General features: G+C 67.3%; 13 protein-coding genes and 1 pseudogene. 5 read left to right on the top strand and 9 right to left on the bottom strand.

Going from position 1 to position 14,423, the window contains the following annotated elements:
• Positions 1–64: 64 nt before the first annotated feature.
• Positions 65–1,894 (bottom strand): glutamine--fructose-6-phosphate transaminase (isomerizing), encoded by a 1,830-nt coding sequence (gene glmS / locus BT264_RS08000; protein WP_072438416.1) that lies wholly within the window; start codon positions 1,892–1,894, stop codon positions 65–67.
• A gap of 156 nt (positions 1,895–2,050) precedes the next feature.
• Here glmS and BT264_RS07995 point away from each other — a divergent pair, with 156 nt between their 5' ends.
• Positions 2,051–2,542, top strand: coding sequence for an Lrp/AsnC family transcriptional regulator (locus BT264_RS07995; protein WP_034181959.1), 492 nt, complete (start codon positions 2,051–2,053; stop codon positions 2,540–2,542).
• A gap of 10 nt (positions 2,543–2,552) precedes the next feature.
• Here BT264_RS07995 and panB read toward each other — a convergent pair whose 3' ends face one another.
• On the bottom strand, positions 2,553–3,404 hold the full coding sequence (panB, locus tag BT264_RS07990; RefSeq protein WP_072438418.1) for a 3-methyl-2-oxobutanoate hydroxymethyltransferase: 852 nt from the start codon (positions 3,402–3,404) through the stop codon (positions 2,553–2,555).
• A gap of 77 nt (positions 3,405–3,481) precedes the next feature.
• Here panB and BT264_RS07985 point away from each other — a divergent pair, with 77 nt between their 5' ends.
• On the top strand, positions 3,482–4,300 hold the full coding sequence (locus BT264_RS07985) for an AraC family transcriptional regulator (protein WP_072438420.1): 819 nt from the start codon (positions 3,482–3,484) through the stop codon (positions 4,298–4,300).
• Between the two features lie 28 nt (positions 4,301–4,328).
• Here the strand turns inward: BT264_RS07985 and BT264_RS07980 are convergent, their stop codons facing one another.
• Positions 4,329–4,862 carry a methylated-DNA--[protein]-cysteine S-methyltransferase gene (locus BT264_RS07980; protein WP_072438421.1) on the bottom strand — a complete coding sequence of 178 codons (534 nt, stop codon included), beginning with the start codon at positions 4,860–4,862 and terminating at the stop codon, positions 4,329–4,331.
• Positions 4,859–6,352 (bottom strand): DNA-3-methyladenine glycosylase 2 family protein, encoded by a 1,494-nt coding sequence (locus tag BT264_RS07975; RefSeq protein ID WP_072438424.1) that lies wholly within the window; start codon positions 6,350–6,352, stop codon positions 4,859–4,861. The genes BT264_RS07980 and BT264_RS07975 overlap by 4 nt, the downstream gene beginning before the upstream one ends.
• A 320-nt stretch (positions 6,353–6,672) precedes the next feature.
• Between BT264_RS07975 and BT264_RS07970 the strand changes: the two genes are divergently transcribed.
• Entirely contained in the window at positions 6,673–7,965 is a 1,293-nt protein-coding gene (locus BT264_RS07970; protein WP_072438542.1) for an MFS transporter, read from the top strand.
• Positions 7,966–8,034: 69 nt separating this feature from the next.
• Here the strand turns inward: BT264_RS07970 and BT264_RS07965 are convergent, their stop codons facing one another.
• On the bottom strand, positions 8,035–9,138 hold the full coding sequence (locus BT264_RS07965) for a LacI family DNA-binding transcriptional regulator (protein ID WP_072438426.1): 1,104 nt from the start codon (positions 9,136–9,138) through the stop codon (positions 8,035–8,037).
• A 101-nt stretch (positions 9,139–9,239) separates the two neighbouring features.
• Here BT264_RS07965 and BT264_RS07960 point away from each other — a divergent pair, with 101 nt between their 5' ends.
• A complete protein-coding gene (locus BT264_RS07960) occupies positions 9,240–10,076 on the top strand; it encodes an NAD-dependent epimerase/dehydratase family protein (protein ID WP_072438428.1) in 837 nt (278 codons plus the stop codon).
• 19 nt (positions 10,077–10,095) lie between these two features.
• On the opposite strand, the pseudogene BT264_RS40435 reads toward BT264_RS07960, so the two are convergent.
• Both BT264_RS40435 and BT264_RS07955 read right to left on the bottom strand, forming a co-directional pair.
• Positions 10,096–10,176 (bottom strand): annotated as a pseudogene (locus BT264_RS40435) (DUF1330 domain-containing protein); the annotation flags it as partial.
• Positions 10,177–10,236: 60 nt separating this feature from the next.
• Entirely contained in the window at positions 10,237–10,695 is a 459-nt protein-coding gene (locus tag BT264_RS07955) for a MerR family transcriptional regulator (RefSeq protein WP_072438431.1), read from the bottom strand.
• A 77-nt stretch (positions 10,696–10,772) separates the two neighbouring features.
• Between BT264_RS07955 and BT264_RS07950 the strand changes: the two genes are divergently transcribed.
• Complete coding sequence (locus BT264_RS07950) at positions 10,773–12,017, top strand: NADH:flavin oxidoreductase/NADH oxidase family protein (protein ID WP_072438433.1); 1,245 nt, start codon at positions 10,773–10,775, stop codon at positions 12,015–12,017.
• Between the two features lie 114 nt (positions 12,018–12,131).
• Here BT264_RS07950 and BT264_RS07945 read toward each other — a convergent pair whose 3' ends face one another.
• Positions 12,132–13,598, bottom strand: a complete 1,467-nt coding sequence (locus tag BT264_RS07945; protein WP_072438435.1) for a PepSY-associated TM helix domain-containing protein — start codon at positions 13,596–13,598, stop codon at positions 12,132–12,134.
• Between the two features lie 242 nt (positions 13,599–13,840).
• Positions 13,841–14,326 (bottom strand): hypothetical protein, encoded by a 486-nt coding sequence (locus BT264_RS07935; RefSeq protein ID WP_072438437.1) that lies wholly within the window; start codon positions 14,324–14,326, stop codon positions 13,841–13,843.
• Positions 14,327–14,423: the final 97 nt, after the last annotated feature.

The following is a 14,423-nucleotide window of genomic DNA, read 5'->3' as shown; positions in this document are numbered from 1 at the left end:
ACTTCGCGGGGCGCGTTAAGTGAAACTATTCGAAGTTGCCAGCCCCCGGCAGTCGCCGCCCGCCTCACTCCACCGTCACCGACTTAGCCAGATTCCGAGGCTTATCAATATCCGTTCCTCTTGCCAACGCAGCGTGATAGGCGAGAAGCTGCATCGGCACCGTATGCAGAATCGGCGAAAGCGGCCCGTAGTATTCATTGAGCCGAATCACCTCGATCCCGTCACCCGGCACCAACCCACAGTCCACATCCGCAAAGACAAAAAGCCGCCCGTTCCGCGCACTGACCTCATGCATGTTCGACCGGAGCTTCTCGAGCAGCATGTCATTCGGCGCAACCGCAATCACCGGCATCTCGTTGCTCACCAGCGCAAGCGGCCCATGCTTCAACTCGCCGGCCGGATACGCTTCGGCGTGAATATAAGAAATCTCCTTCATCTTCAACGCACCCTCGAGCGCGATCGGGTAATGCATCCCGCGCCCGAGAAACAGCATGTTGTCGCGTCGCGCGAGCAGTTCCGACCACGCCATGATCTGCGGCTCCAGCGCGAGCACCTTCGACATCGCATCGGGTAGATGCCGCAGCGCACGCAAATGTTCCTTCTCCTCGTCATCACTCAACCGCCCGCGCACCTGAGCAAGCGACAACGTCAGCAAGAACAACGCAACGAGCTGCGTCGTAAAAGCCTTCGTTGAAGCCACCCCGATCTCGATCCCCGCACGCGTCACGAACTGCAGCGCACATTCGCGCATCAACGCACTCGTCGCGACGTTGCAGATCGCGAGCGTATGCATCATCCCGCGCTGCTTCGCGACATGCACCGCGCCGAGCACGTCAGCCGTCTCGCCGCTCTGCGACACCGCGACAACCAGCGTGCGCGGATTCGGCACGCTGTCGCGATAGCGAAACTCACTGGCAATTTCAACGCTCGCCGGCAGTTTCGCGATGCTCTCGATCCAGTACTTCGCGGTCAGCGCCGCGTGATAGCTGCCGCCGCACGCAAGCAGCAGCACCGAGTCGACATCGTTGAACACCCGCCACGCACCGTCGCCGAACAGCTCGGGCATGATCGACGCGACGTCGAGCAGCGTATCGGCCACCGCCTGCGGCTGCTCGAAGATCTCCTTCTGCATGTAGTAGCGGTACGACCCGAGATCGGCCGCGCCGCTATGCGCGGCGACCCGCTGCACCGTGCGCTCGACGCGCTGGCCGGCCGCATCGACGATCCAGTAGCGATGCAGCTGGATATCGGCGACGTCGCCGTTCTCCAGATACGCGATGCGATCGGTGATGCCCGACAGCGCAATCGCGTCGGACGCCAGGAAATTCTCGCCTTCGCCGACGCCGACCACGAGCGGCATACCGTCGCGCGCGCCGACGATCCGATGCGGCTCGTCGCGGCACATCGCCGCGATCGCGTAGCTGCCGCGCAGTCGCGCGACCGCGCGCCGCACCGCATCGAACAGGTCGCCGTCGTACAGGTGGTCGATCAGGTGCGCGATCGCCTCGCTGTCGGTCTGGCTCGCGAACACGTAGCCCTGCGCCTGCAGTTCCGCACGCAACTGGTCGCAGTTCTCGATGATCCCGTTGTGCGACAGCGCGATGCGCGCGTTGGCGTCGCTCGGCGAGAAGTGCGGATGCGCGTTGAGCGTGACGGGTGCGCCATGCGTGGCCCAGCGCGTATGCGCGATGCCGGTGTAACCCGACAACGCATGCTCGGCGATCTCGCGCTGCAGGTTGGCCACGCGATCGACGCTGCGGGCACGTGCCAGCGCACGGTCGCGGTAGACCACGACGCCGCACGAATCGTAGCCGCGGTATTCGAGCCGCTTCAGGCCGTCGACAAGGTTCGGCAGGATGTCCCGCTGGGCAACCGCCCCGACAATTCCACACATATCGCGCTCCGTAAATGTCCTGTCTGGATCAGTGAGAGCGATGGTAGAGGCGGTTGAATGGAATTAAATTTCAAAATATCGATATAAATGAAACGACGCGTAGATCGTCTATCATGCTGAAATTAAATTTCACGCCCTGACCCGAAGGAGCCGCCGATGGCCGGCATCACCCTCGACGATCTCGACCTGCGCATCCTCGCGATCCTGCAGGACGACGCGTCGGTGTCGAACCTGCAACTGGCCGAGCGCGCGCTGTCGTCGCCGCCGACCTGCATGCGTCGCGTGCGCCGGCTGACGGAAGCCGGCGTGATCCGCCGGCAGGTCGCGGTGCTCGATCCGGTCGCGATCGGCACGGCCGTCACGGCGCTGATCGAGATCAGCCTCGACCGGCAGACGGCCGAAGACTACGACGCGTTCGAAGCGTACGTCTGCGCGGAGCCGGCCGTCACGCAGTGCTACCGCGTGTCGCCGGGCCCCGATTTCGTCGTGGTGGCCGATCTTGCCGACGTCGCCGAATACGACGAATTCGCGCGGCGGCTGTTCACCGGCGCATCGAACGTCCGCAACGTGCGGACGTTCTTCTCGACGCATCGCGCGAAATTCGAGGCGAACGCGCGGGTCGCGCATGCGATGCGCAAGCGCGCGTGATCGCGTCGTGTCAGGCGGCGGCCGCGTCCGCCAGTTGCAGCGGCTTGCCATACCCGAAGCAATGCGCCGGTTCGGGAAACACGCGCTGCCGCACGTCGTGCGCGTACTGGCGGATCGCGTCGCGCATCACCGTATTCGCATCGGCGTAACGTTTCACGAAGCGCGGCGTGTATGCATCGAACGCACCGATCATGTCCTCGGTCACGAGCACTTGTCCGTCGCACGCGGGCGATGCGCCGATGCCGATCGTCGGGATCGTCAGCGTTTCAGTCAGATGGCGCGCGAGCGCTTCGGCGGTGCCTTCGATGACGACGCCGAACGCGCCGGCCCGCTCGGCCGCGCACGCGGCGTCGAACACTTGCGCGGCCGAACGCGGGTCCATGCCCTGCGCGCGGAAGCCGCCCGTCGCGTTGGCCTGCTGCGGCATCAGGCCGACATGCGCCATCACCGGTATGCCGCGCTCGGTCAGGAAGCGGATGGTGTCGGCCATCTCGCTGCCGCCTTCGAGCTTCACGGCCTGCGCGCCGGTTTCGGCGAGCAGCCGCGCGGCGGAGCGATAGGCCTGCGCGGGCGATTCCTGGTACGTCGAGAACGGCAGGTCGACGACGACGCACGCTTGCGCGGCGCCGCGCACGACGGCCGCACCGTGTGCAATCATCATGTCGAGCGTGACGCGCAGCGTATCGTGCATCCCGTACAACACCATGCCGACGGAATCGCCGACGATGATCACGTCGGCCACGTCGTCGACGAGCTTCGCCATCGGCGCGGAATACGCGGTCAGCGACACGAGGCTGCCGATGCCTTTGGTCGAACGGATCGCGGTGACGGTCTTGCGGGTGGTGCGGGTATGAGCGCTCATGTTCGGAAGCCGTGTGAAAGAAGAGCCGCCACGGTAGCATCGCGCTCGTTCGTGCAATGACCTTCGGAGGACGTCTTATGTTGCTGGCGGGACAATCGGGTGACCCTTACGCAGTGCCGCCGATGGCGCGCCTGCCGAGGCCGCTGTACGTGCGTGCGTTCGGGATTCCCGGCAACGTGAGCGTCGACGCGCACAGTCATCCGTGGGCCCAGCTGATGTATGCGACGAGCGGCGTGCTCGAGGTGTCGACGCCGTCGGGTCGGCAACTGTTGCCGCCGCACTATGCGATGTGGATTCCGCCGCACGTGCCGCATGCGGTGACGACGCGCGATTGCGTCGCATTCCATAGCCTGTATCTCGACGAAGCGATCGCGCGCAGCGATGCGAACGACGATTGCACGATCCTCTGCATGACGCCGCTGCTGCGCGAGCTGGTGATGGCCACGGCCGAATTGCCGGTGAACTACGACGAAGCGGGGCCGGACGGCGCGCTCGTCTGCCTGATCGCCGACCGGATCGCGCGGATGCGGCCGGCGCCGCTGACGGTGCCGCTGCCGCGCGATCCGCGCCTGCTGAAAATCGCGCGCGCGTTGCATGCGCATCCGGGCGATACGCGCAGTCTCGACGAATGGGGCCATCAGGTCGGCGCGACGCGGCGCACGCTGTCGCGGCTGTTCCGGCAGGACACGGGGCTGTCGTTCACCGAATGGCGGCAGGCCGTGCGGCTGCTCGCGTCGCTGCCGCTGCTCGACGCCGGCGAGCCGATCGGTGCGGTGGCCGCGCAACTGGGCTACGACTCGACGTCGTCGTTCATCGCGCTGTTCCAGGCGAAATTCCGCATGACGCCCGGTGCGTATGCGAAGCGTGAAGCGCGCCGGCCTGTATTGAACGCGTGATGCGGCCACGCGTGCCGCGCGCCGTCACTCAGAACGCGAGCGCTGTCTGCACCGGATGATGTGCGCCACGCTCGAACCCGGCACCTTCTAGCGACAGCAGCGCGCGCTTGCGGTCGATGCCGCCCGCATAACCGGTCAGGCTGCCCGACGCGCCGACCACGCGATGGCACGGCACCATGATCGACACCGGGTTCCGGCCGACCGCACCGCCCACGGCGCGCGCGGCGCTCATCGGCAACCCGACGCGTTCGGTGATGTCGCCGTACGACACGAGCTCGCCGAACGGAATCGCGAGCAGTTCCTTCCATACACGCCGTTGAAACGTCGTGCCGCGCAGGTGGATCGGCACCGAGAACGTTTCGCGCATGCCGGTGAAGTATTCCGCGATTTCTTCCGCGACCTTGCGCGCGATCGGCGAAGTGACGAGCGCGTTTGCTTCCTGCGCGATCGAAAGCGACGGGAAGTATTTCTGGCCGACGAAGAACAGGCCCGTCAGCGCATCGTCCTCGATGCGCACGGCGATGTCGCCGAGCGGGCTCGGAATCAGGTGAGCGGGAGTCATCGCAATACGTCTCCTTGAAGGCGCCACACATGCAATGCGGCATACGCGCGCCACGGCGCCCAGCGCGAGGCATGCGGCGAAGATGATGGCATGCGCGAGCGTTCGATGTGTTCGATGTGTTCGATGTGTTCGCCGCGGGCGGGAAGCAACGCATCGTCGGCCGGGAATGCATTCGGCCAGGCCATCGCACGCATCGCGACGTACTGCACCGCGCGCTCGTCGAAGCCGGGCATCGCGCGCAGCGCGGCGAGCGTCGCGTCGAGCGGCGCCATCGGTTCGAGTGCGAGCATGCCGTCGGTGACAGCGCGTGCGAGCGACAGGATCGCCCGTGCCGTTTCGCGCGTAATGCCGAGTTCTTCAAGCGCCGCCGGCGGCAGGGCGGCCAGCGTAACCGCGGAAGGCGGCGCGTGCGTCAGCCCCGGCGGCGCGCCTTCTACCTTAGTGCCGAAGCGTTCGGCGATGCGCGCGAGCACCGCACCCGCATGCGCCGCCGCGAGCCGTTCGCCCGCGATCGCGCGAAGTGCGATTTCGAGGCCGTCGAACGCGCCGGGCACGCGCAAGCCGGGTGAGCCGCTCGCGAGTGCGCCGAGATGCGCGTCGATCACGTCGGGGCGGCTGTCGAGATCGAACAGCCGCCGCACGCGCGCGAGCACGGCCGGCACGACCGGCGTCAGCGCGGGCGACACGGTGACGGCCAGCGCGAAGCGCTGCGGCACGTGCGCGACGGATAACCATCCGGTCAGGCGGCTGCCATCGTTGCGATTCGGCAATTCGACGACGCGCGCATAGCCTTGCGCGTCGATCCGCTCGACGCCGCCGATCTGCCGTTGCGCGAGAAAGCGCATCAGGTCGGCCCACGCGAACGGCGGCCGGTATGGCAGCGGGAACGTCATGTCGCCATCGGCGGACGCGCCGGACCCTTTGCGAAGCCGCAGCGGATTGAGGCCGTAGCGCTGCCGGAACAGGTCGTTGAAGCGCCGCACGCTGCCGAACCCGGCCGTCGATGCGACGACTGCCACCGGCAGCGCGGTGTCGGTCAGCAGCCGCTTGGCCATCAGCAGCCGGTGCGTCTGCGCGAACTCGACCGGCGATACGCCGAACTGCGCGGCGAAGATCCGGCGCAGATGGCGTTCGGTCACGCCGACGCGCCGCGCGAGCGCGTCGACGGAATGCTCGTTCAGGAAACCGTCCTCGATCAGCGTGGCGGTCGCATCGGCGAGATTGCCTGAGAGGTCGAGCAAGCCGTGACCGGGCGCGAGCTCGGGGCGGCAGCGCATGCACGGCCGAAAGCCGGCTTTCTCGGCGGCCGCGGCGGTCGGGTAATAGCTGCAGTTCTGCGCTTTCGGCGGCTTCACCGGGCAGACGGGGCGGCAATACACGCCCGTCGTCGCGACGCCGACGAAGAACCAGCCGTCGAAGCGGCGGTTCCGCGAAAGCAGGGCGTCGTAGCAGGTGTCGGGATCGAGGCGCATGAAACGACTGTAAACCATCCCCGTCATCGATTCTGGCTGGAATCGGACATGTGTATCGGCGTCCGTGCCCCGATTCGCGCGTTGGAAAATCCAGGAAAAACGGTTAATACCACTCTTCGAAACAGTCGTCTCTTTTACCGAGACCAATTTGAGATGACTCATCGAAATCCCCGACTGACAGCGTGCCGGCCGACGCCCTATGCTTTGAAAAACGTTTTCCAGATTGGTTGGCGATCGGCCGTGCCGCGATAGCGTGCGACGGCCGTCCGCCCCGGCGCCGATCGCCGGTCAACGAATATCGTGCGGCGCGACGGCGCGGCCGCGCATCGGAGACATTCATGCAATCTGCCGTCGTCGGCACGGTGCGCGCCGTCGCCAGTCGCTACCGCTGGACCGTCTGTGCGCTGCTGTTTTTCGCGACCGTCATCAACTACATGGATCGGCAGATCCTCGGCCTGCTCGCGCCGATGCTCCAGCACGACATCGGCTGGAGCCAGGTGCAGTACGGCCGCATCGTGATGGCGTTTTCCGCGTTCTATGCGCTCGGGCTGCTCGGCTTCGGGCGCATCGTCGACTGGCTCGGCACGCGCATCTCGTATGCGGTGGCGATGCTGGTATGGAGCATCGCCGCGATGCTCCATGCGGCGGTCGGCTCGGTGACGGGCTTCGCGTTCGTGCGTGCGCTGCTCGGGATCGGTGAGGGCGGCAACTTCCCGGCCGCGATCAAGACGACGGCCGAATGGTTTCCGCGCCGCGAACGCGCGCTCGCCACCGGCATCTTCAACTCGGGCGCGAACATCGGCGCGGTGTTCGCGCCGGCGATCATCCCGGCGATCGCGGTGGCCTACGGCTGGCGCGCGGCGTTCGTGATCATCGGTGCAATCGGCATCATCTGGCTCGCGGTGTGGCTCGTGCTCTATCGGCAGGCCGACACGCGCGCGCTCGCCGCGGAATACGACGAACCGCGCGACGAAGCCGAAGCGCTGGACGCGGCGAACGCGAACGCCGGTGCGCCGCGCTGGGGCGAGCTGATCCGCAAACGCGAGACGTGGGCGTTCCTGGTCGGCAAGTTCCTGACCGACCCGGTGTGGTGGTTCTACCTGTTCTGGCTGCCGAAGTGGCTCAACGAGTCGCGCGGGATGGACATGCAGCACATCGGCCTGCCGCTCGTCTGCATCTATGCGTTGACGACGGTCGGCAGCATCGGCGGCGGCTGGCTGTCGTCGATGCTGCTGCGCGCGGGCTGGAGCGTGAACCGCGCGCGCAAGACGGCGATGCTGATCTGCGCGTGCTGCGTGCTGCCGATCGCGTTCGTGTCGCAGGTGCAGAGCCTGTGGATCGCGGTGCTGATCGTCGGCCTCGCCGCCGCCGCGCACCAGGGCTGGTCGGCGAACCTGTTCACGACGGCGTCCGACCTGTTCCCGCGCCGCGCGGTCGCGTCGGTGGTCGGCATCGGCGGGATGGCCGGTTCGATCGGCGGCGTGCTGTTCTCGGAAGTGATCGGCCAGGTGCTGCAACGCACGGGCCACTACTGGGTGCTGTTCGCGATCGGCGCGCTCGCATACCTGCTCGCGCTGGCGATCATGCACGTGCTCACGCCGAAGATGAAGCCGGCGAAACTCGACGCTTGATCGTAGTTCGGAAAACGAACGCGCCGCCATGGGCGGCGCGTTTTCGTTTTGAGGCGCTCGGCAGGCGACTCAACCGGCTGCTGCCGTCGACGCACGCATGATCAGCCGCGGCTCGAACGTCGAATAACTCGCATCGGTGCGCCCCGCGAGCGCGTCGATCAGCTTCTGCATCGCGAGCTCGCCCATGTTCTCGCTCTGGATGTCGACGGTGGTCAGCGCGGGCGCCGCGTATTCGCCGTACGGCACGTTGTCGATGCCCGCGACCGACACGTCCTGCGGCAGCCGGAAGCCGAGCGACGCGGCTTCCTTCATGAAGCCGAGCGCGATCAGGTCGTTGTAGCAGATCACGGCCTGCGGGCGCTGCGGCCCGAGCATCACGCGCGAGCACGCGCGTTCGCCGGCTTCGGCCGTCGGTGCGTGCGCGTCGTGCACGTCGAGCGTGAGCCCCGCTTCGGCGAGGCAGTCGCGCGCGCCCTGGATCCGTTCGTCGTTCACGCGTGCAGTGCCGAAGCCGAGATACGCGATGCGCGTGTGCCCGAGATTGAGCAGGTGGCGCGCGAGCATGTAGGTCGACAGCCGGTTGTCGATGCCGACGCTCGGAATCGGCAGGCCGGGGCTGCGGCGCAGCAGCACGAGCGGCTTGTTGAGATCGAGCATCCAGCCGGCCTCGTCGTCGGGCATCCGCGTGCTGACGATCAGCCCGTCGACGCGCTGCGCGAGCGCCTCGATCAGCGAGCGTTCGCGTGCCTGGTTCTCCTCGGTATCGACGAGCAGCAGCGTGTAGTCGTGCTGCAGCGCGATCCGGTTCGCGCCCTTGACCACGTTCGTGAAGTGCGGATTGCTGATGTCGAGGATCACGAGGCCGATCGTGCGCGTGCGCCCGGTGATCATCGAACGCGCGAGCGGGTTCGAACGGTAGCCGAGCCGGTCGATCGCCTCCTTGAGCCGCGCTTCGACCGCCGGCGAGAAGCGCTGCGTGCCGTTCACGTATTTCGATACCGTCGCGACCGACACGCCGGCTTCCGCGGCCACGTCGCGGATCGTCGGGGAAACTTTTTTCATCGGAAGGGTAACGTTTTCGTTCGATAACGCCGGATTGTGGCAGAAAAAGCCGGCACGCGGCCACGCTCCGATATCGGGAAAGTGCGGATGGCTGCGAACAGGTTCGACCATTGACGTTCGGTTGCGGTCCCGCGTATAGTTGGAAAACGTTTTCCGATCCGAGGTAAAAACCGGATCGGAGTCCAGGTCAGATTCAAGGAGAAGGAGATTCGATGAACGCCTCATCCACCGGCGCGCGCAAACCGTTCGGGCGCCTGCTGCTGACGGGCGCGGCCGGCAACCTCGGCCGCCAGTTGCGCGGCGCACTCGCGCAATGGGCCGACGTCGTGCGCGTCAGCGATATCGCGGCGCTCGGCGACGCGGCCGCGCATGAAGAAACCCGTGTCGTCGATCTGGCCGACCGGCCGGCGGTGATGCAGCTCGTCGACGGCGTGGACGCGATCGTCCATCTCGGCGGCATTTCGATCGATGCGCCGTTCGACGATCTCGTCGGCGCGAACATTACCGGCACGTACAACCTGTATGAAGCCGCGCGCAAGCACGGCGTGAAGCGCGTCGTGTTCGCGAGCTCGAACCATGCGATCGGCTTCCATCCGGTCACGGAAGTGCTCGACGCCGATTCGCCATTGCGCCCCGACAGCCTGTACGGCGTGACGAAGTGCTTCGGCGAATCGCTGTCGCGCTACTACTTCGACCGCTTCGGGATCGAGACCGTGTGCCTGCGGATCGGCTCGTCGTTCGAGGTACCGAAGAACCCGCGCATGCTCGTGACGTTCCTCAGCTATCGCGACTTCATCGAGCTCGTGCGCTGCTCGCTGCTGACGAACCGCGTCGGGCACGCGATCGTTTACGGCGCGTCGGACAACCCGGTGAAGTGGTGGGACAACACGAAGGCCGGTTTCCTCGGCTTCCGTCCGCGCGACAGCTCCGAGCAGTTCGCGGGATTGTTCCCGGTCACGGCGCCGACCGCCGACTACGACGATCCCGCGCAGCGGTTCCAGGGCGGCGGCTTCGTCGTCGGCGAGCCGATGGAGCGGAACGCTTCGTAGGTATCGCAGGCGTCGGGTTTCACCGCAGGATGTCGGTCGCCTTGTGCCGTTCATCGACGCCGTCGATCAGGATCAGCGGCCCGCTCGCGTGCCGTGCATGCGTCGGCTCGTCTCGCCGCACTGCGGGTTGATCGATCGGTGGGTGACGCAGTGCAATCGGTCACGCGCGCTTGCGCGTCGGCCGTGCGACGGGCGCCGGTGCCAGCGGTTCGCCGGCCTGCTCGCACAGCCGGTCGAGCATGCGTTGCGCGGCACCCGCGCAATCCTCGCCCGCCGGCTTGTTCTCGATCTCGTCGATCAGCGTCTCCAGATGGCGCCGGTTCTGCGCGAGACGCTGTTCGAGCAGCGCGATCTCGTCGACCTTGTGCCGCAGCGCGACCAGCAACTCGTCGCGCGCCCATGCGCCGAGATCGGGCGGCAGCAGCGCGCGGATTTCGTCGAGCGCGAAACCCGCGCGCTGCGCGCGGTCGATGATCGCGAGCCGCGTCAGCGCTTCCGGCCCGTATTCCCGATAGCCGTTCGCCTGCCGGCGGGCCGGTTCGAGCAGGCCGCTCGCTTCGTAGAAGCGGATGCGCGATGCCGCGAGGCCGCTGGCCCGCGCCAGTTCGCCGATTTTCATGGGGTGCTCCAAAGGGGCTTGACCTTAAAGTTGACTTTAAAGTTATCGTTGAGCATCGTCAATCGAGGATGCGCTCCATGAACCTGTTTACGCCCCTGACACTGCCCAACGGCGCGGTGATCCCGAACCGGCTGGCCAAGGCCGCGATGGAAGAGAACATGGCCGATGCGGACCACGCGCCGTCCGACGCGTTGCTGCGCCTGTACCAGGCCTGGGCCGACGGCCAGGCCGGGCTGATCCTGACCGGAAACGTGATGGTGGACGGCCGCGCGATGACCGGGCCGAACGGTGTCGTGCTCGAGAGCGACACGCATCTCGACCGCTTCCGCCGCTGGGCGCAGATCGCGCGCTCGGGCGGCGGGCACGTGTGGATGCAGATCAACCACCCGGGGCGCCAGATGCAGGCGGCGCTTGGCCAGACGACGCTCGCGCCGTCGGCCGTGCCGCTCGCGCTCGGCGCGCTGTCGAAGCAGTTCCCGGTGCCGAAGGAAATGACGGAGGCCGATATCGCCGAGGTGCGGCAGCGTTTCGTGCGCGCGGCGCAGCTTGCGGAGCAAAGCGGCTTCACCGGCGTGCAGATTCACGCGGCGCACGGCTATCTGTTGAGCCAGTTCCTGTCGCCGCTGACGAACCGCCGGCAGGACCAGTGGGGCGGCAGCATCGAAAATCGCGCGCGCCTGCCGCTCGACATCGTGCGGGCCGTGCGCGCGACGGTATCGCCCGCGTTCGTCGTCGCGGTCAAGCTGAACTCGGCCGACTTCCAGCGCGGCGGCTTCAGCGCGGACGACGCGAAGCGCGTGGTCGAGCTGCTGAACCCGCTCGACGTCGATCTCGTCGAACTGTCGGGCGGCAGCTATGAAGTGCCGGCGATGCAGGGCGAGGCCCGCGACGGGCGCACGCTTGCGCGCGAAGCGTATTTCCTCGAATTCGCGCGCGACATCACGGCCGTCGCACGGATGCCGCTGATGGTCACGGGCGGCATCCGGCGCCGCGCGGTCGCCGAGCAGGTGGTCGAAAGCGGCGTGGCGATGGTCGGCATCGCGACCGCGCTGTCGATCGATCCGAACCTGCCGCGCGACTGGCGGGCCGGCAAGGACAGCGCGCCGGTGCTGCAGCCGATCCGGTGGAAGAACAAGGCGCTGGGCGCGCTGGCCAACATGGCCGTCGTCAAGTTCCAGCTCACGCGGCTCAGCGAAGGGCGCCGCACGAACCCGCAGGTGTCGCCGCTGCGCGCGCTGGTCCGGCAGCAACTGGCCGCCCAATGCCAGACGCGGCGCTATCGGAAGTGGATGGCGGGGCGCGCGGCGAGCCCGCGCGCGTGACGTCGCTTTCCCGTGCCTGCCCGGCAGACGCGAAAGCTGTGAGAACGGCAGTGGGCAGCATTGCTCTGAACTTCATGCTTCGGAATCCTTTGAATCGGTGGAATCGCTTCGCGGTCATGCTGCCGCGCGCGCCGCACGGCCGAACAGCAGGTGGTCGATCAACCAGACCGCGACGATCGTCATCCCCATCAGCGGGAATACGATCCCGAGCAGCACGAGCCCCGCGATCCAGCCGCGCATCGGCGGCGTGCCGCGTTCGCGCGACGGCGCGCCCAGCTTCCCGGCCGGGCGGCGCTTCCACCACATCACCGCGCCCGTGACGGCCATCGCGGCGAGCCCGAGCGACAGCACCGCGCAGACGATCTGGTTCGCGAGCCCGAAGTAGCGACCCATATGCAGCGACGTGCCGTACGACACGGCTTGCGACACCGCGCCGTAGTCGTCGTAGCGGATGTCCTTCAGCACCGCGCCGCTGTACTGATCGATGTAGATCGTCCGCTCCGCCTTCGGGTCGGCCGGGAAGTACGACGCGGTGAACACGCCGTCCGCGCCCGACGGCAGCGCGAGCGTGTAGCCGCTCGTCACGCCGAGCCCCGCGACGATCGCGATCGCGCGTGCCAGCGGCAGCGGCGCCGGCGTTGGCGCGGACGGCGAATGCGGAACGGGCACGTTGCCGACCGCCCACGGCGTTTGCGGCAGCGGCAGGTCGTCCATCACCATTCCCGGCATCGACTCGCCCGATTCGTGGTGATGGCCGGACGGCGCGGCGGCCTGCGCGCGCGCTGGCTCCGCGGCAGCGCCCGGGCGAGCCGAACGCACCGACGCGCCGCCCCATGCGCCCTCCGGCGCGCCGAGGTTCACGGTCGCGGCGAGCGCCTTGAAGTTCTTGCCCCACGAGCCCGACCACGGCAGCCCCGACAGGATGAATGCCACCGTGCCGGCCGCGAGCCAGATGCCCGCCGTCGCATGGATGCTCTTCCACAGCGGCCGGCCGCGCAGCGACAGGTCGGGCCGCAGCGCGCGCCCGACACGCGCCGCGCCTCGCGGCCACCACAGCGCGATGCCGGTGCCGATCATCACGAACGTCCAGCACGCGGCGAGTTCCATCAGCAACTCGCCCGTCTTGCCGAGCAGCAGCTTGCGATGCAGCATCCGGTCGACCTGCATGAAGCGTCGCTCGACGCTCAGCGTGCCGAGCACGCTGCCGTCGTACGGGTTCACGTAGACGCTCTCGCGGCTGCCGTCGCGCAGCCGGAACACATATTCGGCGCTGCGGTCCGGCGCGGTGGAGACCTGGACGGAAACCGGCGTCGCACCGGTCGGCATCGCGGTACGTGCACGGGCGAGCAGCGTGTCCGGGTCGAGCTTCGGCGTGGCGCGCGACTCGACGAGCAGCCGGTGCGGATACAGCAGCGGCTCGATCTGCGGCTGGAAGCAATAAAGCGTTCCCGTGATCGCGAGGATCACCAGGAAGGGCATGACGAACAGGCCGGCATAAAAATGCCAGCGCCAGAGCGTCCGGTAACCGGCGCTTGCGGAATGGGCGGGCGAGATCGCCCGCTCGATGGTGGTGGTCGACATGGTGTCAGTTCCTCATGATCGTCGATCGGCGAGGCCGGCGCAGGCCGGCCGCCGTCAACGCGCCGCACACCGGCATGCGAGCGTCGACGTAATGGGCAACGCGGCCTGATGCGCAGGCCATGCGCAAGGCGGCGCCGCCCGCGCGACGCGGACAGTCGGGTGAACGCTTGAATCGGGTTTAGTGAAACGAACGGCATGAAGGCTTATGCACATCGACATGCACGAGCCGCTGGGCGGAACGTTCAGCAGAACAGAGGAGGGGCGCGGGAGGGCGGGCGATCGTCGAATATCGATCGCACGACGGGAAGGAAATCGGGAGGAATCCGGAAACGCCGCGGAATCGCGGCGGGAAACAGCAGCACCAGCAGGACGAACGACGCGAGTGCCGTGAACAGGGCGGCGCCGAATGCGCAGAGGCTGTCGCCGTTTCCGGAGGGTGCCGTCTTGTCGGCGTGCGCGTCGTGTTTGAGCGCATCGACGAGCGCCAGCGCATCGTTGGCCGGCGTGATTGGCGTGCTGGCGTCGAAGCGGGCGGCCAGTGCGGCCACGTCGACGATCAGCGGGCCACGGCCCGAACACAGCACCACCGAGCCCGCATCCGGACCGTCCGGATCGAGCATCACGGCACCCGACATCAGCGCGCGGGACAGCAGCGTCACGAGGAGGAAACCCCACAGAAGCTGTCGCGCGACGCCTTGCCGGAGCAGGAAGCGGCGAAGTGCGTTCATGGCGCGCGATTGTACATCCGTTTGCGGAGAGGGGGCCGGCCACAGCGCTGATGATCGGGATAAGCCGGCGAGCGAGCGGGCGTGTGCGCGGGGTTAC

Origin of the sequence: Burkholderia sp. NFPP32 (genome assembly GCF_900119325.1) — a bacterium.
In the GTDB taxonomy this organism is placed as follows: domain Bacteria; phylum Pseudomonadota; class Gammaproteobacteria; order Burkholderiales; family Burkholderiaceae; genus Burkholderia; species Burkholderia pyrrocinia_C.
The sequence above is the reverse complement of the archived record's forward strand: the minus strand, read 5'-3'. Positions and strand labels throughout refer to the sequence as shown.

Coding starts and splice junctions, on each gene's coding strand:
- glmS (WP_072438416.1), bottom strand. CDS start 1,894: ATGTGTGGAATTGTCGGGGCGGTTGCCCAGCGGGACATCCTGCCGAAC.
- BT264_RS07995 (WP_034181959.1), top strand. CDS start 2,051: ATGGCCGGCATCACCCTCGACGATCTCGACCTGCGCATCCTCGCGATC.
- panB (WP_072438418.1), bottom strand. CDS start 3,404: ATGAGCGCTCATACCCGCACCACCCGCAAGACCGTCACCGCGATCCGT.
- BT264_RS07985 (WP_072438420.1), top strand. CDS start 3,482: ATGTTGCTGGCGGGACAATCGGGTGACCCTTACGCAGTGCCGCCGATG.
- BT264_RS07980 (WP_072438421.1), bottom strand. CDS start 4,862: ATGACTCCCGCTCACCTGATTCCGAGCCCGCTCGGCGACATCGCCGTG.
- BT264_RS07975 (WP_072438424.1), bottom strand. CDS start 6,352: ATGGTTTACAGTCGTTTCATGCGCCTCGATCCCGACACCTGCTACGAC.
- BT264_RS07970 (WP_072438542.1), top strand. CDS start 6,673: ATGCAATCTGCCGTCGTCGGCACGGTGCGCGCCGTCGCCAGTCGCTAC.
- BT264_RS07965 (WP_072438426.1), bottom strand. CDS start 9,138: ATGGTCGAACCTGTTCGCAGCCATCCGCACTTTCCCGATATCGGAGCG.
- BT264_RS07960 (WP_072438428.1), top strand. CDS start 9,240: ATGAACGCCTCATCCACCGGCGCGCGCAAACCGTTCGGGCGCCTGCTG.
- BT264_RS07955 (WP_072438431.1), bottom strand. CDS start 10,695: ATGAAAATCGGCGAACTGGCGCGGGCCAGCGGCCTCGCGGCATCGCGC.
- BT264_RS07950 (WP_072438433.1), top strand. CDS start 10,773: ATGAACCTGTTTACGCCCCTGACACTGCCCAACGGCGCGGTGATCCCG.
- BT264_RS07945 (WP_072438435.1), bottom strand. CDS start 13,598: ATGTCGACCACCACCATCGAGCGGGCGATCTCGCCCGCCCATTCCGCA.
- BT264_RS07935 (WP_072438437.1), bottom strand. CDS start 14,326: ATGAACGCACTTCGCCGCTTCCTGCTCCGGCAAGGCGTCGCGCGACAG.